The 22,742-nt window shown below is 71.0% G+C and carries 15 protein-coding genes; 7 read left to right on the top strand and 8 right to left on the bottom strand.

Translation table 11 applies throughout. The features are described from left to right. Positions 1–69 precede the first annotated feature (69 nt). From ACIP98_RS04390 to ACIP98_RS04380, 3 genes are all read right to left on the bottom strand, one after another. Positions 70–3,291, bottom strand: coding sequence for a LamG-like jellyroll fold domain-containing protein (locus ACIP98_RS04390; RefSeq protein WP_401973680.1), 3,222 nt, complete (start codon positions 3,289–3,291; stop codon positions 70–72). Between the two features lie 484 nt (positions 3,292–3,775). Further along, positions 3,776–6,235 (bottom strand): GH32 C-terminal domain-containing protein, encoded by a 2,460-nt coding sequence (locus tag ACIP98_RS04385; RefSeq protein ID WP_401973678.1) that lies wholly within the window; start codon positions 6,233–6,235, stop codon positions 3,776–3,778. Between the two features lie 101 nt (positions 6,236–6,336). Beyond that, on the bottom strand, positions 6,337–7,383 hold the full coding sequence (locus tag ACIP98_RS04380; RefSeq protein WP_401973676.1) for a carbohydrate kinase: 1,047 nt from the start codon (positions 7,381–7,383) through the stop codon (positions 6,337–6,339). A 261-nt stretch (positions 7,384–7,644) separates the two neighbouring features. Here ACIP98_RS04380 and ACIP98_RS04375 point away from each other — a divergent pair, with 261 nt between their 5' ends. The 4 genes from ACIP98_RS04375 to ACIP98_RS04360 are packed head-to-tail and all read left to right on the top strand — an operon-like array spanning position 7,645 to position 11,629. Beyond that, positions 7,645–8,646, top strand: a complete 1,002-nt coding sequence (locus tag ACIP98_RS04375) for a sugar ABC transporter substrate-binding protein (protein WP_319657516.1) — start codon at positions 7,645–7,647, stop codon at positions 8,644–8,646. Positions 8,647–8,651: 5 nt separating this feature from the next. Then, on the top strand, positions 8,652–9,647 hold the full coding sequence (locus tag ACIP98_RS04370; RefSeq protein ID WP_319657515.1) for an ABC transporter permease: 996 nt from the start codon (positions 8,652–8,654) through the stop codon (positions 9,645–9,647). Further along, positions 9,644–10,552, top strand: a complete 909-nt coding sequence (locus ACIP98_RS04365) for an ATP-binding cassette domain-containing protein (RefSeq protein WP_401973674.1) — start codon at positions 9,644–9,646, stop codon at positions 10,550–10,552. Before ACIP98_RS04370 ends, ACIP98_RS04365 begins: the two co-directional genes overlap by 4 nt. A 48-nt stretch (positions 10,553–10,600) precedes the next feature. Then, entirely contained in the window at positions 10,601–11,629 is a 1,029-nt protein-coding gene (locus ACIP98_RS04360; RefSeq protein ID WP_319657513.1) for a LacI family DNA-binding transcriptional regulator, read from the top strand. Positions 11,630–11,734: 105 nt separating this feature from the next. On the opposite strand, the gene ACIP98_RS04355 is transcribed toward ACIP98_RS04360, so the two are convergent. Further along, positions 11,735–12,208 (bottom strand): carboxymuconolactone decarboxylase family protein, encoded by a 474-nt coding sequence (locus tag ACIP98_RS04355; protein ID WP_319657512.1) that lies wholly within the window; start codon positions 12,206–12,208, stop codon positions 11,735–11,737. Positions 12,209–12,442: 234 nt separating this feature from the next. On the opposite strand from ACIP98_RS04355, the gene ACIP98_RS04350 reads away from it, so the two are divergent. Then, positions 12,443–13,498, top strand: coding sequence for an alpha/beta fold hydrolase (locus ACIP98_RS04350; protein WP_401973672.1), 1,056 nt, complete (start codon positions 12,443–12,445; stop codon positions 13,496–13,498). A 33-nt stretch (positions 13,499–13,531) separates the two neighbouring features. Here the strand turns inward: ACIP98_RS04350 and ACIP98_RS04345 are convergent, their stop codons facing one another. Together ACIP98_RS04345 and ACIP98_RS04340 are read right to left on the bottom strand one after the other, a co-directional pair. Further along, on the bottom strand, positions 13,532–14,506 hold the full coding sequence (locus ACIP98_RS04345) for an alpha/beta hydrolase (RefSeq protein ID WP_401973671.1): 975 nt from the start codon (positions 14,504–14,506) through the stop codon (positions 13,532–13,534). A 54-nt stretch (positions 14,507–14,560) separates the two neighbouring features. Beyond that, a complete protein-coding gene (locus ACIP98_RS04340; protein WP_401973670.1) occupies positions 14,561–14,878 on the bottom strand; it encodes a putative quinol monooxygenase in 318 nt (105 codons plus the stop codon). Between the two features lie 198 nt (positions 14,879–15,076). Between ACIP98_RS04340 and ACIP98_RS04335 the strand changes: the two genes are divergently transcribed. Further along, positions 15,077–15,982 (top strand): AraC family transcriptional regulator N-terminal domain-containing protein, encoded by a 906-nt coding sequence (locus ACIP98_RS04335; protein ID WP_401973668.1) that lies wholly within the window; start codon positions 15,077–15,079, stop codon positions 15,980–15,982. Between the two features lie 82 nt (positions 15,983–16,064). On the opposite strand, the gene ACIP98_RS04330 is transcribed toward ACIP98_RS04335, so the two are convergent. Together ACIP98_RS04330 and ACIP98_RS04325 are read right to left on the bottom strand one after the other, a co-directional pair. Continuing rightward, entirely contained in the window at positions 16,065–19,469 is a 3,405-nt protein-coding gene (locus tag ACIP98_RS04330; RefSeq protein ID WP_401973666.1) for a S8 family serine peptidase, read from the bottom strand. 509 nt (positions 19,470–19,978) lie between these two features. Next, entirely contained in the window at positions 19,979–21,301 is a 1,323-nt protein-coding gene (locus ACIP98_RS04325) for an alpha/beta fold hydrolase (protein WP_319657506.1), read from the bottom strand. A 158-nt stretch (positions 21,302–21,459) separates the two neighbouring features. On the opposite strand from ACIP98_RS04325, the gene ACIP98_RS04320 reads away from it, so the two are divergent. Beyond that, positions 21,460–22,722: an FAD-dependent monooxygenase gene (locus ACIP98_RS04320; protein ID WP_401973664.1), complete on the top strand. Its 1,263-nt coding sequence runs from the start codon at positions 21,460–21,462 to the stop codon at positions 22,720–22,722. Positions 22,723–22,742 lie beyond the last annotated feature (20 nt).

The following is a 22,742-nucleotide window of genomic DNA, read 5'->3' as shown; positions in this document are numbered from 1 at the left end:
GCGGGGCTCCGCAGGAGCCCGGGAGGCGGCCCGCCCCGCCCCCGTTGAAACGGGGCGGGCCGCCGGTGGTCAGCGGTTCGTCGGCGCCGCGGGTTCGCCGGCCGCCAGCGACGCGACCTCGGCCGCGCTCAGCGCGCGGTCGTAGGCGTGCACGTCGGCGATCGCGCCGCCCCAGTAGTCGACGAGGTTGCCGCCGAACTTGCCGCGGCCGATCACCAGGTGGCCCGAGGGTCCCTCGGCGTTGCAGGCCCGGGCCGAACCGGCCTGACTGCCGTCGACGTAGACCCGCAACTGGCCGTCACCGTGGCTGTAGCTGCCGACCAGGTGGTACCAGCGGCCGGCCACCGGCTCCCCGATGGTGTTCGCCAGCGCCCGGCTGCCCGCGAAGCTGAACGCGAACCGCCGGTCGGCCTGCGAGTACTGCAGGTAGAAGGCACTGTTGGAGGTCCCGTCGAGGGAGACCGCGGTGCTGAAGTGCCCCTTGTCGTCCAGCCGGACCCAGGCGGCGACCGAGTAGTCGGCCCCGTCGGTGTCCAGCACCGGCGCGCCGGTGTCCACGAAGCCGGTACGGCCGTCCAGTTGCAGGGCGCCCCCGTTGGGGCCGGTGGTCCAGCTCGTCCCGCCGTTCAGCGTCCCGTCGTGGGATCCGGCGGCGTCCTTCGCCACTGTGCCGGACCCCTCGTGCAGCGGCCACCAGGAGACGCCCTGCTGCCCGGGTGTGCCCGGCGGGACGTCGACCCCGCCGGCGGCGGCCCCGGCCGCGATGACCTGGCGGTTGATGTCCCGCACCTGTTTCGGGTCCACCTTCACCACCGCCCGGTCGTAGGTGATCAGGCCGTTGAGCTCGCCCTCCACGTCGGTGATCTCGGTGTAGACCGATCCGGACAGGCCGCAGGCGGCCGGTCGGAGCAGTTTGCGGGTGTTCTCCACGTAGGTCGCGGTCAGCTCCTCCTTGCTGTGCGCGGCGTCGCCGTAGTCCTGGCCGCCCGCGACGCCCAGGATGTGCCCGGGCACCAGGTACGAGTAGCCGCCGTGCTCGCCGTCGACCGCGGCGCGGCCGGCGTCCGGGGCCGGGGTGGCCGGGCCGTGGTAGTCGTGGAAGTCGATCAGATCACCGCGACCCGAATCGCCCTTGGAGGCACAGCAGTTGACCCCGGAATGGGCGTCGACCAGGCGTGAGGGGTCCTGCCGCTTCACCGAGTCGGCGAGGTCGCCGGTGGCCTCCTTGCTCCACTCGCCCCAGCCCTCGTTCATCAGCGTCCACATCACGACGGACGGAGTGCTGATGTGCTGGTCGACGATCTGGTGCACCTGGTCGACGAAGGCCGCGGTCTCCGGGGTGCCGGCCGCGGCCGTGCCCCGGCTGGGCATGTCCTGCCAGACCATCAGGCCCAGCTGGTCCGCCCAGTAGTACCAGCGGGCGGGCTCGACCTTGATGTGCTTGCGGACCGCGTTGAAGCCGAGCTTCTTGTGCTCCTTGAGGTCGTACTTGAGCGCCTCGTCGGTCGGGGCAGTGTAGAGGCCGTCCGGCCAGAACCCCTGGTCGAGGGTGGCGAGCACGAAGACCGGCTTGCCGTTGAGCTTGATCCGGTTGGTGCCGCCCGCCGGGGCCACCTCGATCGACCGCATCCCGAAGTAGGAGCCGACGCGGTCCTTGCTCCGGCCGTCGGTGAGCGTGACGTCGAGGTCGTACAGGTACGGGTCGTCCGGGCTCCACAGCCGGGCGTGCTCGACCGGCAGCCGCAGCGCGGTGCCCGCCGGGCCGGTGACCGTACCGGCCTTGCGCCCGCTCCTGGTGTAGGCGGTGGCGGTGACCTTGGCGTCCGGTGAGGTGCCGGCACCCGGCCGTACGGTGACCGAGAGCGAGGAGTCCGCGAGGTCCGGGGTCAGCACCAGCGAGTCCACGGCCGCCTCGGGGACGGGCTCCATCCAGACCGTCTGCCATATGCCCGAACTCGGCGTGTACCAGATGCCGCTGGGGTCGCGGGACTGCTTGCCGAGGGCGTAGCGGTCGTCGGTGGTGTCGCGGACCTTGACCGTGAGCTCCTGCGTCCCGCGCCCGGTCAGGGCGTCGGTGACGTCGGCGGTGAACGCCTGGTAGCCGCCGGTGTGGTGGGCCACTTCGTGGCCGTTGACGTACACCCAGGCCTCGTAGTCCACCGCGCCGAAATTGAGGTTCAGCCGGTTGCCCGAGCCGACCCGCCAGTCGTCCGGCACGGTGAAGGTGCGCTGGTACAGCGACCAGTCGTGGTGCCGGGCGACGCCGGACAGGCCCGACTCCATGGGGTAGGGGACCACGATGCTGTCGCTCAGCGGGCCCTGGGGGAGTGCCGCGTCCTGCTCGGTCGGCTGGAACTGCCAGGTCCCGTTGAGGTTCTTCCACTCCTTGCGGGTCAACTGCGGCCGCGGGTAGTCCGGCAGGGGGTGGGACCGGGAGACGTCCTTGGCCCACTTCGTGGCGAAGTACCAGGTGGAGTCGTTGCTCGCGGCGACCGAGAAGGGGCCGGGGGCGCCGGCCGCGGTGGTGATACCGCCCCTGCCGTCGTAGCTGACCCGTACGTCGGCCTTCAGGGCGACCGGGGAGTCGGACGTGCCCGGACGCAGCAGCAGCCGCGAGGCGTGCTTGGGGTCCCTCGACACCGTGGCCGACCACCGGGTGCCGCCGGACAGCAGCGCCAGGTGCGAGGCGGCGTCGGCGGGGAGACCGGTCACACGGGAGCCCAGGTCGATGGAGGCGATGCGGCCGGTCTTGTCGACGGACGCCTCCGCGTCGGCCGGAGCGAAGTCCGCGGGCAGGTGCAGGGCGGTGTCGGGCACGGGCCGGCGGTCGAAGCCCGGCCCGGACCACTCGGTGTGCAGGTAGGCGCCGCCGTTGCCCTGGTTGTAGTCCACCGCGACCTCGTGCAGGCCGGCGGTGAGGGTGATCGGCTCCGAGGTGGTCTGCACGTCCCAGTCGGTCGTCCAGTGGTCGATCACGCTCGCGCCGTCGAGGGAGAGGCGGAAGCCGTTGTCGCCCTTGATGTAGAAGGTGTAGCTGCCGTCGGCCGGCACTTCCAGCCGGCCCGTCCAGCGCACCGCGACGTTGGTGGTGGTCCCCGCGTAGGCCCGCAGGGCGGGCAGCAGGTCGTCGACGTGGAGCGAGCTGTCGATCCGCGTGCCCGTGTACTGGGCGAAGTCCAGCGCCGTGCCGTTGGACATGCGGTAGTAGTCGCCGCGCAGGCCGTTGTCGGCGGAGGCGGCGGGCGCGGCGACCGAATCGGCCGGCCGGGCCGTCGCGGGGGACGGCGCCATCAGCGCCGCCCCGAGGAGGAGCGAAAGCAGGGCGGCAAAGCGCCCGAGCCGAGTGGTACGTCGTCTGCCAGGAATCACGCGTGCACCTTCCGTGGGGGGCGTCGTCCACGCCTGGAGGGAAGTGCTGGTCAAAGGGGGTGTGGCGCCTGGTGCGAAGAAGGGATGCGGGTCGGTTGCGCGCTTGTACAACGTTGGAAATTCTGGACGCGGTGAGAATGAAAGCAGCGCCGTGCCGCCGTGTCCAGACCTCGCGTCGAGGTGGTGTCAGAGAATCTCCTGGGGCGCGTGGTGCGGCCAACACCCGCCCCATGGGGGTGAATTCGCAGATCGGAGTGCGTGGGTCGGCGCCGGCACCGGGGCGGGCCCGGTTGTGCGCGGAGCGTTTTCCAACGTGGGAAATCCGCGCACGCGCGGGGCCGGGCATGGAGGAACCTGGGGCCGGCCCGCGGGCCGGCCCCGGATTCCTCGCACGGGTGATGCTCCGTCAGCTCACGGTGAGGTTCTGCGCGAGGGTGTTCGCTGCGAAGGAGTTCACCCCGAACAGGCCGCTCGCGTAGGCGTCGTCGGTGGCGTCGATGACGGGATCGGCGCCGTTCCCGAACCAGACGCGGATGCGGTTGCCGTCGGTCCGCACCTTCAGGTGGTAGGTACGGCCCTCGGTGATCGCCGTGGCGTAGGTCGCGATGTCCCGGCCCGGGCGCCACAGTTTGACCACACCGGCACTGGTGTCGATGTTCGCCGTGTAGCCGGCGCCGTCACTTCCGGCCCGGAAGGTCAGGCCGGTCGCCTGCCCGTTGGTGACGGACAGGTCGCCCTCGTAGGTGAAGTCGCCGCCCGTGCGGTCGCTGAGGTAGAAGCCGTTCTGTGGCGCGCTGCCGCGCAGCCCGGCCGGGGTGACCGTCCAGGTGCCGCCGCGCGGTGTCCACCGCCCGGTGGGGAAGGCGGAGAAACCGCCCTGTCCGGTGGTGAGGTTCTGCACCGTCGCGGTTCCGTCGAAGGTGTTCACCCCGAACAGGCCGGAGGCGTAGGTGGTGTCGGTGGCGTCGATGACGGGGTCCGCGGCGTTGTCCACCCAGACGCGGATGCGGGCGCCGTCCGTCTGCACCTTCAGGTGGTAGGTGCGACCCCCGCTGACCGGCAGCGCGCGGACGGCGATGTCCTTGCCAGGGCGCCACAGCTTCACCACACCGCTGGTGTCGAGCGTCGCCGTGTACCCGGCGCCCGAGGCGTTCGCGCGGAAGGTCAGGCCGCCGGCGCGTGCGGTGTCCAGGGTGATGTCGCCCTGGTAGACCGCGTCGGCGCCGCTGCTCGCGCTCATGTAGAAGCCGTCACCGCTGGTGGAGACCCGCTTGCCGCCGCTGACGTCGGTCCAGGCGCCGCCCGCGGCGTGCCAGGGGCCCTTCAGATTGCTCAGGAGGGTGGACTGGGCCGTCCCCCAGCTGGTGTTCAGGCGGGTGAAGGTCGCGTTGTCCAGTTTCGCCTCGCCGCCGACGGCGAAGAGCCGGATGCCCTGGCTGTCGGCCGCGGAGTCGAAGTCGACGTTGTCGGACAGCGAGTACAGGCCGCCGTCGGCGAAGATCTCCAGCTGGCCCCGGTCCACCAGGAGCCGCATGGTGACCTTGCCGTCCCTCGGCTTCAGCGGCTTGCCCTGCAGGGTCTGCTTCTCGGTGTCGTAGACCACGCTGCGGTCGGCGGTCCCGTCACTGCGGCTGTGCAGGTCGAAGCCGAACCGGGTCGCGGTGGAGTTCTTCACGTCGAACTGGGCGGTGATCTCGTAGGTGTCGGCCTTGATGTCCTCGAAGGGGTTGTCGGCGGCCTTGGGCTCCTTGCCCGGCTTGGGCTCCTTGGGTGCCTTGACCGTGTCGTTCTTCCAGGTCTCGGTCTGCGAGGCGAGCGAGGACAGCTCGGTGACCGGTGTACGGGTGATCCGCGGCCCGTCCGGGGTGCTGACCAGGCCCAGGGTCACCGGGAAGGTCGCGTTGCCGGTCCACGTGCTGCCGCGGTTGCCGCCCTGCCAGGCCATCTGCACCGTGCGCCCGTCGGGGGTGTTGGTGAACGTCTCGGCGGCGTAGAAGGAGCCGCCCGCGTACGTGGTGCCCAGGTCCATCTGCGCCGGCTGGCTCCAGTCGGTGCGGAAGGTCGTGCCGTCGAAGCTGCCGACGACGTACTGGCTGGACGCGGAGGTCATCACCCACCGCTGCTGGTCGCTCTTGCCGTCCAGCGGCAGCGGGTAGAAGTCGGGGCACTCGAAGAGCCAGGGCGCCTGGTAGCGGCTGGCCAGGGTCCACTTCAGGAGGTTCGGCGAGGTGTAGATGTTCACGCCGTTGCCGCCCTGGTTGGACCAGACGACCATGGTCCAGCGGTGGCGCGCCGCGTCCCAGATCACCTTCGGGTCGCGGCTCTCGTCGGGGATCTCGATCTGCTTGCGGCCCTTGTCGTAGGCCTGGAAGGTCTGGCCGTTGTCGTTGCTGTAGAAGATGCTCACGCCATCGGTGTTGGAGAACACCACGATCGGGTCGAGCGCGCCGGTCTTCAGCCCCGAGGTGTTGTCCTTGTCGACGACGCCGCCCCCGGAGAAGAGCGTTCCGGGGTGCACACCGGGCTCCAGGGCGATCGGCTTCTGCGTCCAGTGGACCAGGTCGGGGCTGGTGGCGTGGCCCCAGTGCATGGTGTCCCAGGCCAGACCGTGCGGATTGTGCTGGTAGAAGAAGTGGTAGAGGCCATTCGCGTACACCAGGCCGTTGGGGTCGTTCATCCAGCCCGACTGCGAGCTGAAGTGGAACTGGCCGCGGAAGGGCTCGCTGTACGTGGTCGGCGGATAGGGGAACTCGGGGTAGTCCGAGACGGTCCCGGCGACCGCGGGTGTGTTCGGCAGGAGTGCGACCAGGCCCGCGATCAGGGCGACCAGCGGGGCGACCAGCAGGGCCCCGACTCTTCGACGCATGTGAACCAGCTCTCTCGACGTCGCTTGTGAGTGTCATCGTTGACACATGTCATCGCTGACATCCGATCGATGACAGATGATGGGCCCCGGGTGAGGGCTCGTCAACGCCCCGGACGAGAAAGGTTGCGGTCCCCGGCACGTGCGGCGGCCGTGTCCTTCTCGCCCTGGAGCAGCGTGATCTGATGGGCCCACGGCGGGTTGGGACCCGCTACGGCGCAGGTCAGCGCCGCTACGCGGACCGCGAACGCGCAGGCCGCCGCGACATCGGCCAGCCGCAGGCCCTCCAGCCGGCCGCCCAGGAGGTCCTGCTCGCCGAGGTGGTGGAGCAGTCCCGCGGTGAACGAGTCTCCCGCCCCGACGGTGTCGACGACCTGCGTGGGCACGCCGGGCACGGAGACGGTCCGGCCGTCGAGCGACGCGAAGGCGCCGTGCGCACCACGCGTGATCACCACCAGCCGCACCCCCGCCGCGTGGAGACCGTCGCACGCCGCCTCCACCCCGGTGCCCGGGACCAGGACGCGCAGGTCGTCCTCGCTCAGCCGCAGGATGTCCGCCACCGCGCACCAGCTCGGCAACCGGCGCCGGTAGACCGCCGGATCGACCAGCGCGGGACGGACGTTGGGATCGATGCTCACCGTGGCCCGCGGCCGAGCCCTGCTGAGGAACTCCTCCAGCAGCGAGCCCCCGGGTTCGCGGACCAGTGCGAGCGAGCCGGTGTGCACGCAGGCCGGGTCGCCCTGGCCGGCCCGGTCCAGTTCGTTCCGCGTCCACTGCCAGTCCGCGGTGCCCTCGGCGTGGAAGGTGTACGCGGCCTGACCGCCGGCGTCGATGTCGGCGACCGCGAGCGTGCTGGGCTCCGCGGCGGCCGGGGCGTGCGTCAGATCGACGCCGGAGTCCAGGAGATGGGAACGGAACAAGCGCCCGAAGACGTCGCCGGACAGCCGCGCCAGCAGCCGGGTGGGCGTGCCGAGCCTGGCCAGCCCCACCGCGGTGTTGGCCGGCCCGCCGCCGGGCAGGGCGTGCAGGTGCAGGCCCTGGGTGGGGACGTCCGCGGGATCGCGCCCATCGGTGGGCGGCGGCCCGGGCCGGGCGTCCGCGAAGACATCGGCGACGCACTCTCCCAGCACGGTGACCTGACGCGGCTGCATACGGAATTCCTCCAGGTGGGGTGCGGAACCGGCGACCGGAGCCACCCCTGAGTGCCGGGCGGTCTCCGGTCGCTGCGGTCCGACTGTTGCCAACTCGTGTCCTGCAGAGGGCATTGACGTTGCCGGACCGGGAGTCCATCATCCTCCGCAGGCAGTGTCAACGATGACATATGTCAACGATGGCACTGCCCCGGCGTCGCTTTTCGCCGACGTCCGGCACACATGGACGTCCCCCGCTCACGCTTCCCGTAGGAGTCACACATGTCCCGTAGAGCCCGTCCGGTTCTCGTCATCGGCGCCGCCGGCCTCGCCCTGTCCCTCGCGGCGTGCGGGTCCGGTTCCGGCGGCAGCGCCCCGTCCGGGGGCAAGGTGAAGGTCGGACTGATCACGAAGACCGACACGAATCCGTACTTCGTGAAGATGAAGCAGGGCGCCGAGCAGGCCGCCAAGAGCGAGAACGTCGAACTGACCACCGCGGCCGGCAAGTTCGACGGCGACAACGCGAGCCAGGTCACCGCGCTGGAGAACATGGTCGCCGCCGGGGTCAAGGGCGTGCTCATCACCCCCAACGACTCCAAGGCCATCGTCCCCGCCATCGCCAAGGCGCGCGCCAAGGGCGTCCTGGTCATCGCGCTGGACACCCCGCCGGAGCCGCAGGACGCCGCCGACGCGCTGTTCGCCACCGACAACGTGAAGGCCGGCGAACTGATCGGCGCGTACGCCAAGGCCGCGATGTCCGGCAAGCCGGTGAAGATCGCCACTTTGGACCTCGCCCCCGGCGTGTCGGTCGGCGTGCAGCGCCACGAGGGGTTCGTGAAGGGCTTCGGCATCGACGCCTCCGACCCCTCGATCGTCTGCTCCCAGGACACCGGCGGTGACCAGGCCAAGGGCCAGACCGCCATGGAGAACTGCCTGCAGAAGGCGCCGGACATCAACCTCGTCTACGCGATCAACGAGCCCGCCGCGCTCGGCGCGTACACGGCCATCAAGGCCAAGGGCCGTGAGAAGGACGTCATGATCGTCGCGATCGACGGCGGCTGCACCGGCGTCCAGGCGGTCAAGGACGGCAAGATCGCCGCCACCTCGCAGCAGTACCCGCTGAAGATGGCCGCCGACGGCGTCAAGGCGATCTCGGCCTTCGCCAAGGACGGGAAGAAGACCAGCGGTTACACCGACACCGGTGTCACCCTGATCACCGACAAGCCGCAGGCCGGCGCGGACGCCAAGGACACCGCCTTCGGCCTCGAGAACTGCTGGGGCTGAGCACGTTGACCACCTCCACCACACTGCCCGTGGGCGCCGGCGAGTCGACCGCACTGCGGCGGCTGCTCACGGCGCCCGCGGCGGGCCCGTTCGCGGCCCTCGTCATCGCGTCGGTGTTCTTCTCGATCTCGACCGACCAGTTCCTGTCCGGCGGCAACTTCTCGCTGATCCTCCAGCAGGTCATGGTGGTGGGCACGCTCGCCATCGGGCAGACGCTCATCATCCTCACCGCCGGCATCGACCTGTCCTGCGGCGCCGTGATGGCCTTCGGGGGCATCCTGATCGCCAAGCTGGCCGTCCAGGGACCGCTGCCGCCGGTGCTCGCCATCGGGATCGGCATCCTGGCCTGCGGCGTCTTCGGACTCGTCAACGGACTCCTGGTCCGGGCCGTGCCGCTGCCGCCGTTCATCGTGACGCTCGGCATGCTGAACGTCGCCTTCGCCCTGACCCACATCTACTCCGCCGAGCAGACGGTCACGGGCCTGCCCGGCCCGCTGACCGTGCTCGGCAAGACCTTCCCGCTCGGCCGGACCGACGTCACCTACGGGTCGCTGGTCACCGTCGCCCTGTTCCTCGGCTTCGCCTACGCGCTGAGCAGCACGGCCTGGGGCCGCCACGTCTACGCCCTCGGCAACAGCGCGGAGAGCGCCCGCCTGAGCGGCATCCGGGTCTCCCGGCTCACCGTCGGCGTCTACGCGGTGGCCGGCCTGGTCTACGGCATCGCGGCCCTGCTGCTGGTGTCGCGGACCGGTGTCGGCGACCCCCAGGCCGGCCAGACCGACAACCTCGACAGCATCACCGCGGTCGTGCTCGGCGGGACCAGCCTGTTCGGCGGCCGCGGCACGGTGCTCGGCACCTTCGTGGGCGTCCTGATCGTCGGTGTCTTCCGCAACGGCCTCCAGCTGATGGGCGTCTCGTCCGTCTACCAGACGCTGGTGACCGGCGTCCTCGTCATCCTCGCGGTGACCGTCGACCAGCTCTCGCGAAAGGGCACCCGATGACCGGCCCGGCCCCCTCCCACGAACCGGCGCAGGCGGCACCGGCCTCCGCCGGGTCCCCGCCGGCCGACCCCGCGCCCGGCGGCGGTCCGGAGCCGGTCCTCAGCGCACGCGGACTGGTCAAGCGCTACGGGCACGTCACGGCGATCGACGGCGCAGACTTCGACCTCATGCCCGGCGAGGTCCTGGCCGTCATCGGCGACAACGGCGCAGGAAAGACCAGCCTGATCAAGGCACTCACCGGTGCCCTGGTGCCGGACGCCGGCGAGATCCGGCTGCACGGCGAGCCGATCAGGTTCGGCGGCCCCCAGGACGCGCGGACCCACGGCATCGAGACCGTGTACCAGGACCTCGCCGTCGCCGCGTCCATGGACATCGCCTCCAACATGTTCCTGGGCCGCGAGATCCGCCGCGCCGGCGTGCTCGGCTCGGTGTTCCGCATGCTCGACAAGAAGGCCATGCGCCGCGAGGCCGCGGCGCACATGGCCGCCCTCAAGGTGGGCGTCGGCTCGCTCTCGCAGCCGGTGGAGACCCTCTCCGGCGGTCAGCGGCAAGCCGTGGCGGTGGCGCGCGCGGCGGCCTGGGCCCGCAGCGTGGTGGTGATGGACGAGCCGACCGCCGCCCTGGGCGTGAAGGAGTCGGGGCAGGTCCTCGACCTCATCCGCAGGGTCCGGGACAAGGGCATCCCGGTGATCCTCATCAGCCACAACATGCCGCACGTCTTCGAGATCGCCGATCGCGTCCACGTCCACCGGCTCGGCAGGCGAGAGGCGGTGATCAAGCCGGCCGACTACTCCATGGCCGAAGTGGTGGCCATCATGACCGGGGCGCTGAGCGTGCGGGCCGACGGGGGTACGGTCGTGACGGACAGCGACGCGGCCTCGGCAGCCGGGGTGCGGGGGAGCTGACCGCGGTTCCGGTATCCACCGGAGCGACGTCCACAAAGAAGGTGGTTTATGGCAGCGACCCGCAGACCGACCCTCGCCGATGTGGCCCGCGAGGTGGGCGTGAGCGCCAAGACGGTCTCCCGGGTCCTCAACGAGGACGGCCCCAGTTCCGCGGAGACCAGGAAGCGGGTACTGGAGGCCGTCGCCAAACTCGGTTTCCAGCCCAACCTGATGGCCAGGAGCATCCGGGTCGGCGGTCCGGACACCACGGTGGGCCTGGTGGTGCCGGACGTCGGCAACCCGTTCTTCGGAGCGGTGGCGGGCGGCATCGAGGACGCCGTGCACAGCCGTGGGCTGACCCTGCTCATGGGCTCCTCCGACGACGACCCGGAACGTGAACTCGCCCTGGTCCAGACGTTCCTGGCCCGCCGGGTGAGCGTACTAATGGTGGCTCCCGCCGTCGGTGCCGACCACGCCTACCTCAAGGCGCAGCGGTCCGGCGGCATGCCCATCGTCTTCCTCGACCGGCCCGGAAACGGCCTCACCGCCGACACGGTCGTCAGCTCCAACCGCTCGGGCACACAGGGAGGAGTGGCCCATCTGATCGCCCGTGGCCACCGCAGGATCGGTTTCATCGGCGACCTGCCTGCCCGGCTCTACACCCGCCGCGAACGGCTCGCCGGTTACCGCGCGGCGCTCATGGAAGCGGGTCTGCCGTACGACCGTGCCCTGGTCGTCGACGCCCACGACCCGTCGGGCGCGGCCGAGGCGACGGCCCGGCTGCTCGCGCTGCCCGATCCGCCCACGGCGCTGCTGTCCGGCAACAACGTCATGACCATCGGGGTCATGGTCGAGCTCTCGCGCAGCCGCCGCAAGGACGTCGCCGTCGTCGCCTTCGACGACGTCCCCATGGCCGCGATCCTCGAACCCGCGCTCACCGTCGTCGCGCAGAACCCCGTGGCGATGGGGGAGGTGGCGGGTGCCACCGCCGTCGAGCGGCTGGAGGGCGACCGCTCCCGCGCCCGTACGATCATGGTCGAGACCCGCCTCGTGCCCCGCGGCTCCGGCGAGCTTCCCGCGCCGCGCCGCCCGGAGTGAACACGGGCGCGCGCATGGAGGGTTCGTTGTCCGTCCGTCTCCGGGCCACAGTCGGGGGTATGGCCCGGAGACGGACGTTCCGCCCCGCGGGGCGGAGCCGGGTGATCAGCCGAACATGCCGGGCTTGTAGTCCCCGGCGGGCTGCTGGTTGATGACGTTGATGCGGTTGTAGGCGTTGATGACCGCGATCAGGCCGATCAGGGCGACGAGCTGGTCCTCGTCGTAGAACTTGGTGGCGTTGGCCCACGCCTCGTCGCTGACGCCGCCGGCCGCGTCGGCGATGCGGGTGGCCTGCTCGGTCACCTCCAGCGCGGCGCGCTCGGCGTCGGTGAAGACGGTGGCCTCGCGCCAGGCGGCGACCAGGTTGAGACGCACGGAGGTCTCGCCCGCGGCCGCGGCCTCCTTGGTGTGCATGTCGGTGCAGAAGCCGCAGCCGTTGATCTGGCTGGCGCGGATCTTCACCAGCTCCTGCGTCGCGTGCGGCAGCGCGGAGTCCGCCGCCACCATGCCGGCGGAGTTGATGTGCTTGAGGAACTTGCCCGCGGTCGGGTTGCCGAAGAAATTGAGGCGCGCTTGCATGCTGCTCTCCTGTGCCGTGGGAACCGATACGCAGCTCTGACCGCACAGCGGAGCGGAATGTGACAGCGGGCCGAAGGTGACGTGGGTCTCATGGATCGTCCGCGGCGCGTGTCACCACTGGCGGCGGCGTTGGGCCGACGGGCTGACATTCCCGGGTGCGGCGCCACGGACCGTGCTCCACCGGGCATGAACCCCCGCGTGGTTCCACCGCCGGCACCCCGGGGAAGGCCGAGGATGATCGACAGGCGCAGCTTCGGAAGAATCGTCGGTTCGGGAACGGCAGGCCTCGTCCTGGCCGGTCTGTCGACCGCGTGCTCGACGTCCCCGTCCGCCGCGAGCAAGGCCGCACCGGCCGCCCCGGCGGGCGGCAAGGAATCCCCGGGCGGCGGGGCCTCGTTCGGCCCGCTGAAGCAGATCGACGCCGGCGTCCTGAACGTCGGCTACGCCGAGGCCGGCCCGGCCGACGGTCCCGCCGTCGTCCTCCTGCACGGCTGGCCGTACGACATCCACAGCTACGTGGGCGTCGCCCCCCTGCTGGCGGCGAAGGGCTACCGGGTCGTCGTGCCGTACCTGCGTGGGCACGGGACGACACGGTTCCTCGACCCTTCCACCCCGCGTGCCCCGCAGCAGTCGGCGTTCGCCCTGGACATCGTCGCGCTGATGGACGCCCTGGGGATCAAGAGGGCGATCCTCGGCGGCTACGACTGGGGGTCGAGGACCGCCGACATCATCGCAGCGCTGTGGCCGGAACGGGTCAAGGGGCTGGTCTCCGTGACCGGGTATCTGATCACCAACCGGAAGGCCAACCAGCAGCCGCTGCCGCCGAAGAGCGAGTGGGCGTGGTGGTACCAGTACTACTTCTCCACGGAGCGCGGCCGGCTCGGACTGGAACGCAACCGGCGTGACCTCGCCCGGCTGGTGTGGACGTTCAACTCCCCGACCTGGGCCTTCGACAACGCCACCTTCGAGCGCACCGCGGCGGCCTTCGACAATCCGGACTACGTCGCCATGGTGATCGGCAACTACCGCTGGCGGCTCGGCCTGGTCGAGGGCGATCCGCGGTACGACGCACTCGAGGCGCGCCTGGCACGCGCACCCGTGATCACGGTCCCCACGGTCACCCTCGACGGCGCCGTGGATCCCTTCACACCGCCGGGCGACGGCTCCTCCTACCGTGCCAAGTTCACCGGCCCGTACGCACACCGGACTCTGGACGGCATCGGTCACAACGTCCCGCAGGAAGCCCCCGCGGCCTTCGCGCAGGCGGTGCGGGACGTCGACCGCATGTGACGCCCGCCCGCCGGGACAGGCGGCTCGCGCCGCCTACGGCGCCGGGTCGGGCGCGGGTGCCAGGACGCGGCCCAGCCAGTCCGTGCGGGTGCGGCGTGCGAGGGCGGAGAGCCGCGCGTCGGGGAACAGTGCGTCGAATCCGTGGCAGCCCCCGGCCCAGATGTGCAGTTCGGCCTGGCCCCCGGCCGCCCAGATGCGGGAGGCGTGGCCGACGGCCTCGTCCCGGAAGACCTCGGCCGAGCCGGCGTCGATGTAGCCGGCCGGCAGGGCGGACAGGTCGTCGGCCAGGGCGGGTGAGACGTAGGCGGGAACGTCGCCCCCTGCGAGGTCGCCGAGCACGGACTGCCAGGCGAAGGCATTGGTCTCGCGGGTCCACACACCCGGTTCGCCGGCGTACTGGTGGCTCGAGACGGTGGTGTTGCGGTGGTCGAGCATGGGGCAGATCAGGATCTGCGCGGCGACGGCGGGGGTACCGCGGTCGCGTGCCAGGAGGGCGAGCGCGGCGGTGAGCCCGCCGCCGGCGCTGGCGCCCGCGATGACGATGCGGTCGGGGTCGATGCCCAGTTCGCCGGCGTGTTCGGCCACCCACAGCAGCCCGTGGTAGCAGTCGTCGACCGCGGTGGTGCCGGTGGCCTCCGGTGCCAGCCGGTAGTCGACGGAGACCACGACGGCACCGAACCGGTCCAGCCACTCCAGCGGGATGTCGATCTGCGCGAACCGGTCGCCCATGATCATTCCTCCGCCGTGCATCCAGTACACGCACGGTGCCGGTGTGGTGCGGTCGGCCGCCGCGGGGGTGAGCACGGACAGCGGGATCCGTGCGCCGTCAGGGCCGGGGGCGGCGACGTCGCGCCGGGTGAGCGCATGGCCCGCGAGCAGGGATTCGACCGGCGGCGACGGCATCTCGCGCAGTTGCGCGAGGAGTTCCGCAGTCAGCTCCGTGACGAGCGGCATCGGGGCGAGAAGGCTGCGCAGCTCGGGGTCGAGGCCGGGGCGTGCGGGAGACACGGGCGGGTCCTTTCGGTCAGCGGGGAGGAGGGACGGTCTGCGGGACTCGCGAGCTCAGAAGGCGGCCTTGCCGCCGACCGGGACGTAGTCGGTGTAGGGCGATCCCTCCGCCACCAGTTCCCGGACCTGCGCCACGATGGCCTGTGCGGCCGCGCCGGCGAAGACCCGGTGGTGGTCGTCCTCGGTGGTCCAGCCTTCGGTGACGTGGACGACGTCGCGGTCGGCGGCCGAACGGCAGACGAGGTAGACCAGGCAGTGTTCGTTCGCGGCGGGGTTGCCCTCCTCCAGCGCGGTCAGCAGGAGGTCGACCAGCCGGTCGCCCATCGCGGGCCGGGCGGTCAGCGTGGCGTTGAATCCGTAGCCGACGGTCATGGCGGTACTCCTCTTTCGACGGGGTGCACGGATGTCTGTTCCTCTCCTGACGGGAGATTCCGCTCTCTGCCGTCGGGGAGTCACTGATCTCATTTCACCGCGATGACATGCGACAACGGTAGAACGAAGCTCGTCCGCACTTGCATGATCCTCCTGTCCACGGGAATGCGGGACGGATGGCTGTGCTGCAATGGGGCCATGGGATTCGACGAGCTCCGTGCCCTGCTGGCCCGGCACGTGCGCGATGACGCCACCACCGACATCGCCGGTCTGCACATCGCGAGGGCCGACCGTGCGGGACCGCCGACGGCGTCGATGTCCGGCACGGTGCTCGCCGTCCTGGCACAGGGCGCCAAACGCCTGGCGCTGGGGGACCGGCTGTACGAGTACCGCCCCGGCACGTACTTCGTCGCCTCGGTCGACCTCCCCGTCACCGGCCACTTCACCGAGATCGGCCCCGACCACCCGGCTCTGGGACTCGCCCTCGTCCTCGAACCGACCGCGATCGCCGAACTCCTCCTGCGCGCCGGCCCGGGGGACCTGCCGCGCCCCGCCCCGGCCGCTCCGCCGGGGATCGCCGTCGGGGAGATGTCGCCGGAGCTGCTCGACGCCCTGATCCGGCTGGTGCGGCTGCTCGAGCGGCCGCGGGACCGGGGCGTGCTGGCCCCGATGGTCATCCGCGAGATCCTGTGGCGGCTGATCACCGCTGATCAGGGCGGTGTCGTGCGCCAACTCGGGCTGGCCGACAGCAGCCTCAGCCACATCGCACGCGCCGTGCGGTGGATCCGCGAGCACTACGCGGAGCCGTTCCGCGTCGAGGACCTGGCCCGGCGGACCGGCATGAGCCCCTCGGCCTTCTACCGCAACTTCCAGGCGGTGGCGGCGATGAGCCCCATTCAGTTCCAGAAGCAGATCAGGCTCCAGGAGGCCCGTCTGCTGCTGGCCGCCCACCCCCACGACATCACCGGGGTGGGTCACCGGGTCGGCTACGACAGCCCGTCGCAGTTCAGCCGCGAGTACCGCCGCCGGTTCGGCGTACCCCCCAGCCAGGACGCCGCCCACCTGCACGGACGTGCCGGCACCGCGGCAACGGCGCTGCCCTGAACGCCCGGCGGCCCCCGCCGACGGCTGGGAAGCCGTCGGCGGGGGCCGTTGCAGCGCCGCGCGGTGGCGCCGTGATGTCCGGCTACTTCTTGCGGGTCACCGGGAAGGAGCGGATGACGGTCTGGTCGACCGCGTTGCCCGCCGCGTCCTTGGCGGTGAGGCGGATGGACGCGTAGCCACCGGCCTTGGGGGTGGACAGGACGACATAGCCGAGATCGCCCGCGCGCCGGACCGGCAGGGTCTTCCAGGTCTTGCCGTCGTCGAAGGAGATCCGCAGGCCCAGCGACGTGGTGGCCGCCTTGCCGCCGCGTTCGGCGGTGACGAGGAAGACGTACGTACGGCCGCCGGCGACGCTGCCCGAGGTGTTCACCGGGCCGTTGAGCCGAACGTTGATGAGCGGCTGCTGGGTCATCGCCGTGGTGCCCGGCCGCTGCGAGGTGAACGTCCAGGTGGCCGAGGCCTTGCTGCCCAGGGTCGACCAGCCCACCGAGCGGGTGCCGGAGGACTTCAGGGTGTAGGTGGCCTTCTCGTACGGAACAGCGGTCTGCAACTGGCCCAGGGAGTCCAGCGACGCGACCTTCACCCCGTTGCGGTACAGGGTCGAGGAGCCTGTGGTGCCCCGGGCCTCACCGGAATACGTCGCCGTGTTCGCGGCGGCCGAGGAGAACAGGCCGGGGGTGAGGTAGAGCTGGTCCTCGAGGCGCAGGGCGTCGAGCGACCGGGCGCGCAGCGGGGTCTGGTTCCACAGCCGGGTGTAGGTCGCGGCCGGCCGGAATCGTGTGGTGTCCGCGAACTGGATCTCGTCGAAGCCGGCGGTGCCCTGGGCGCGCATGCCGAGCGTGCGGTCCCAGACGATCGCGGCGTCGTCGGTGTAGTAGCGGGTCTGCTTGCCCGGGACCGGGATCTCGTTGCCGTCGACGAAGGCGACCGCGCCGTAGGTCGGGACCGGGGTGTCGATCCGCACGCCGAGCGGCTTGCCGCCCTGGCCGGCGTAGGTCTCCTCGACCCGGCCGAGCGAGCGGTCGGAGAGCCTGCGGGTGAGGGTGGAGGGGATGCCGCCCTTGGCGTTGACGGCGAGGTTGTACGCGTAGCTCGACGCCGGGCCGGTACGGGTCGCGGGGATCGTGCCGGTCCACCGCTGGCTGGTCAGGAACCAGAACGCGTGGCTGGTCACCTGGGCGGTCGGCGTGGCGTAGATGCGGTCGCCGGGGAAGCCCATCACGAACTTCTGCGTGCCGTAGCGGCCGTCCGCGCTGACGGACGTGACGCTGGCGAAGATGCCCTCGTTCTCGGCCTGGCTCTTGTCGACGGTGAGGTTGACCTGCTCGGCGGTGCGGCCGTCGAGGTCGAGCGAGGTGTCGGCGGTGAGGTGCACACCCGGCTCGGAGAACAGCACCGAGGTGTGCGCCACGGGGTCGAACTTGTTCGCCGAGACGTCGTACTCGCTCTCCGGCAGCTGCATCGATGCCGTGCCGTCGGCATCGGTGACGACGCTGTACTGCAGGCCGGTCCGGACGTCGAAGGCGTTGACGTACGTGCCCTCGCCGACCGGCTTGCCGTCGAGGCCGAGGACGGTGAACGACATCGCGTGGGTGAGGGGTTCGGCGTAGACGCCGAAGGCGTCGCGGACCGTGGTGGCGCCGTCGTCCGTGGTGGCGACGACCGAACCGCCGTAGGCGCCGACCATCGTGGCGTCGACGGTGGCGGTGAGCGTGGCGGACGCGGTGCCGTGCGCGGGGACGGTCACGGTGCCGGCGGACAGGGCGGAGGCACCGGCGGGCGCCTTCTGGCCCCGGGGCCCGTTCGCGTCGACGGACAGGTGCAGCGTGACGTCGGTGGCGCCGTCGTTGGCGTAGGTGACGGTGCCGGTCCGGGTGACGCTCTGGTGCGGGTAGTCGGCCTTGCCGAAGCTGATGTTGCCGGAGGTGGCCCGCACGCTCTGGACCGCGGCGCGGGCCACGTCCAGTCGTCCCGTGCCCTGGTCGTAGGCGGTCAGTCCGGGCAGGCCCTTGGCGGCGCTGGTCAGGGCCGACTTGAAGTCGGCCGCCTTCCAGTCCGGGTGCTCCTGGGCGAGCAGCGCCACCGCACCGGTGACGTGCGGGGTCGCCATCGAGGTGCCGGACGCGGTGACGTACGAGGTGCCGACCGGGTCGCCCATCGTGGTGCCCGCGGCGCGGGCCGCGGTGATGTCCGAGCCGGGTGCGACGATGTCGGGCTTCACGGCGAAGTCGCCGATGCGCGGTCCCCGGCTGGAGAAGTCGCTGAGGGCGTCCTGCTTGGTGGTACTGCCCACGGTGAGCGCGGAGTCGGCGATGCCGGGGCTGCCTACCGTGCCGCCGAAGTAGTCGGCCGCGGGGGCGCCCTCGTTGCCCGCCGCGATCACGAACAGGGTGCCGTGCTCGGCGGTCAGCTTCTCGACCGCCTCGGTGAGCGGGTCGGTCTGCGCGTACGGCGGCGAGCCCAGGCTGAGGTTGACGGCCTTCGCGCCGGCCTCCGACGCCCAGGTCATGCCGTTGATGACGGCGTCGTCGGGACAGAAGCCGTCGTTGTCGCAGACCTTGCCCACCAGGAGCGTGGCGTCGGGGGCGACACCCTTGTACTTGCCCGCCGAAGCCGCGCCGGTGCCCGCGATGATGGACGCGGTGTGGGTGCCGTGGCCGTGTCCGTCGACCACCGTGCCGGAGCCCGTGAAGTCCATGGTCCGGCCGGCGGCGGCCTTGTCCTTGAGGTCCGGGTGGGTGGGGTCGTAGCCGGTGTCGAGATCCGCGACGGTGACGCCCTTGCCGGTGATGTGCACGCCGTTGGCATCGACGCTGTCCCAGACCTCGGGGGCGCCGATGATGCCGGTGCTCTCGGCGAGGGCGACCCGGCTGCGGCCGTTGAGCCACAGTTCGCGCAGCGGGCCGCGCAGCCCCTGCGTCCCGGTGACGAACTTCCAGAAGGAGGCGGCGTCGCGCTTGGCCGGGGCGAAGCTGCCGCCGCCCAGAGCGTCCAGGGTGCGGGTGATGCGGGCAGCGTGCTGCTGGACCGCGGCGCGAGCCGTGGCGGACTTGCCGCTGCGGCTCGAGTAGATCAGCGGGAAGGTGCTCGTCGAGGCGTCGTCGTAGCCGGCGTTCACCTGCTCGGTGACGTCGAACAGGCGGGCGTCGAGCCGCCCGTCGGCCAGCAGGGCCTGCGCGTCCGAGGGAACGACCGAGATGTGGTGCTCGGTTCCGTGCCACTCGTGCGAGAGCTGGAAGCCGATGCCGGTGCGGCCGGGACCACGCTGCACGCTCACCGCGGGGACGCCGCTGGCGCCTTGGACGACCGTCACCTTGTCACCGGTGATCAGCGTGAGGGTCCGGACGGTCTTGACCCCGGCCGCCGCGGTGCCGACGGCGGGTGCGGCCGTGGCGGGGCTCTGGGATGCCTGGGCGGCGCCGGGGACGGCGCCCGCCAGGAGGCCGGCCAGCGCGGGGATCAGGGCCCAACGGGCTTGTATTCGCATGTACGACTACCCTTGGCCGCCCGGGAGACCTATAACACGGGCGGCGGACAGTGGAGCACCCGGCGGTTTCCGGGCGCCCGGGAACGGGGCCGGGGCAGCCCTGTGACGGGGACGTCGGACGTCCCGCTCAGTTCGAACTCCGGACCTGGTTCTTGGTCACGAGGGATGAGGGAACCACACTTGATCAAGGTTGCATAGTGATCTGGCTTTGCTTGGGAAAAATCGACTTCTCCCGGTCCTGCGGCACCGTACCGGAACCGTTCCACCGCTTCGGCCAAGAAAGCGCGTGAGTAAGGGAGTTCACGGATCGGCCGCCCGGCGTCCCGGGGGGACGACCGGGCGGCCGTGGTCTTGAGCACCAGTGGCGGGACCGCGCTGAGCGGGACGGCTTTCCCGCCCCGTCCTGCCGTGGCGGCCGATGCGGCGCGCCACCTCACCGCCGCCCGTGGAATGGCCGACGGGAAGCGCGTCCCGCGGATACCCGTGGGGGAGCGGGGCGCGGTGCGGCCTCACTTGCCGGCGGCTCCCGGATGACGCAGCGACTCGAACGCGGCGCGCAGTTCCCTGCTGAAGATGTCCGGCACTTCCCACGCGGCGAAGTGACCGCCCTTGCGGGCCTTGTTGAAATAAATGAGATCGTGATACGCCTGCTTGGCCCAGCTCAGCGGCGCCTGGTAGATCTCGCCCGGGAACACCGTGATGGCCGCCGGCAGCGAGACCGACACCGCGTTGAAGTTGTTGGCGTTGTTCTCCCAGTAGAGGCGGGCGGAGGAGACCGCGGTGTTGGTGACCCAGTAGAGCGTGATGTCGTCGAGCATCTCGTCCCGGGTCAGTACACGCTCGGGGTGGCCGCCGCTGTCCGTCCACGCCGCGAACTTGTCGTACATCCAGGCGGCGAGTCCGGCCGGCGAGTCCGTCAGTCCGTATCCCTCGGTCTGCGGGCGGGTGACCATCATGGCGGAGTAGCCCGAGCCCGTCTTGTAGAAGGCGGCGAGTTCGTCGAACGCGGTCCTCTCGTCCACGGACAGGCCCGCCGGGGCGGGGTCGCCGCAGGCGAGTCTCTTCGCGATGTCCGGCGGAACCGTGGCCGGGAAGTTGACGTGAATGCCGAGCAGTCCCGCAGGTCGCTGCACCGCCATCCGGTCCGAGATCACCGCGCCCCAGTCGCCGCCCTGGGACACGTAGTGCCGGTATCCCAGGCGCTCCATCAGTACGGCCCAGGCGCGGGCGATGCGGTCCGGGCCCCAGCCGGTGGTCGTCGGCCGCTCCGAGAAGCCGTAACCCGGCATGGACGGGATGACGAGATGAAAGGCGTCCTCCGCGCGTCCTCCGTGGGCCGTCGGGTCGGTGAGCGGGGCGATCACCTTGAGGAATTCCAGGACGGATCCCGGCCAGCCGTGGGTCAGGATCATCGGCAGCGCGTCCGCGTGGCGCGAGCGGATGTGGAGGAAGTGGATGTCGAGCCCGTCGATCTCGGTGATGAACTGCGGCAGCGAATTGAGCCTCGCCTCGATCTTCCGCCAGTTGTAGGAACTTTCCCAATAGCGGGTGAGTTCCTGCATCGTCGCGAGCTGGACACCCTGTGACTGGTCGTGGACCGTTTCGCGGTCGGGCCACCGGGTGGCGACGATGCGCCGGCGGAGTTCGTCGAGATCCCGTTCCGGAATGTCGATGCGGAAGGGGCGAACGCTCGTGCCCGGGCTCGCGCCGGTCTTCTTGGCGACCGGCTTCCCGGAGAGCAGGCCGAAGGCTCCTGTGGTTGCCGCGGTCATCGCGGCGGCAGAGGCGAAGAGCACCTTCCGCCGAGAATGCCAGTGGGGAATTTCAGGCACGACAGATCTCCTTGGGCCGTTCCGAGCATTTCCTGCGGCGACCAAGAGGGCCGGTGTTCTCGAGGCGAATCAAAGTGACCGCGTGTCACGCTAAGTGTGCCTCTGTACGGCCGCAACCCGGTGCCCGCAAACGGCTGATGACGTGAATCCCGGCGGACGTGAGCGAGTTGCGGGCGTCCGGAGGGTGTGTTTACGCTCCTTCGTCCCGGAGTGCATTTCGGCCGGAACGGAGCCTGTGGAGGTGCGCCATCCCGGAGACGAACGACTTCGCGGCACTGGTCATCGGCGGATCGCTGGGCGGTCTGGCGGCCGCGCACGAACTGCGGGCCATCGGGGCAGACGTCTCCGTCTACGAGCGATCGGTGGGCCCGACGCCGGCACGCGGCGCCGGCATCGTCGTGCAGCCGGAGATCGAGGCGCTGCTGAACCGGTTGGGCGTTCCCGCGGAAGCGGTCGGCGTCGAACTGCACGAGCGCCAGCAACTCGATGTGCGGGGCAAGGCCGCGCGCCATGAGGCGCCGCGGTTGATGACGGCGTGGGACGCCCTCCACCGCGTGCTGCGCGAGCCCCTCGCCGACGTGTGCCACCGCCTCGACGGCGCACTGAGGCGTGTACAGGTGGAGGGCCACGAGGTCACCGCGGAGTTCTCCGGCGGCCGCGCCGCGCGCGGCAACTTCCTGGTGGGAGCGGACGGAATCGGGTCGGCGACGCGCAGGCTGCTCGACCCCTCTTCCCGTCCGGCCTACGCCGGTTACGTCGCCTGGCGGGGTCTGGAACCCGAGTCCCGGCTTTCCGGTGAACTCCTGGAGCTCTTCTCGGGCCGTCTCACGCTTTTCACGTCCAGTGGCATGCAGATGCTCTGCTCCCTGGTTCCGGGACCCGACGGAGAGCTGGAGAAGGGCTCGCGGCGCGTCAACTGGGTCTGGTATGTCAACGTCGCCGAGCAGGATCTGCCCGGACTCCTGACGGGCCGCTCAGGAAGGCGTTTCGCGCACTTCCTGCCGCCGGGCGAAGCGCTGCCGGAGACCGTCGAGCGGGTCCGTGGGCAGGCCGAGGCCTCGCTCCCGCCGGCCCTCGCGGAACTGGTGGGGCTGTCGGATCTCTTCATGCAGCCGGTCCATGACGTCCCCCCGTGGCGCATGGTGGCCGACCACGCGGCGCTCATCGGCGATGCGGCGGGCACGGTCTGGCCCCACATCGCCGCGGGCGCGTCCAGGGCGTTCGGTGACGCCGCGGGTCTGGCGACCGCTCTGCTCGGATGGACCCCCGCGCAGCCGCTGCCCGCCGTCGCACTGGAGTACTGGGAGGTGCGACGCCTCGACCACCTGGTCACGCTGTCCGTGACGGGGCGGGAGCAGGCCGCGAAAGCCTCGCTGGGCGCGGGGGCGGGGGACACGTTCTTCGCGTCCCCTGTGCCGTGATTTTGCCGATTCAGGAATTC

This window comes from Streptomyces sp. NPDC088354 (assembly GCF_044753585.1).
Taxonomy (GTDB): Bacteria; Actinomycetota; Actinomycetes; order Streptomycetales; family Streptomycetaceae; genus Actinacidiphila.
The sequence above is the reverse complement of the archived record's forward strand: the minus strand, read 5'-3'. Positions and strand labels throughout refer to the sequence as shown.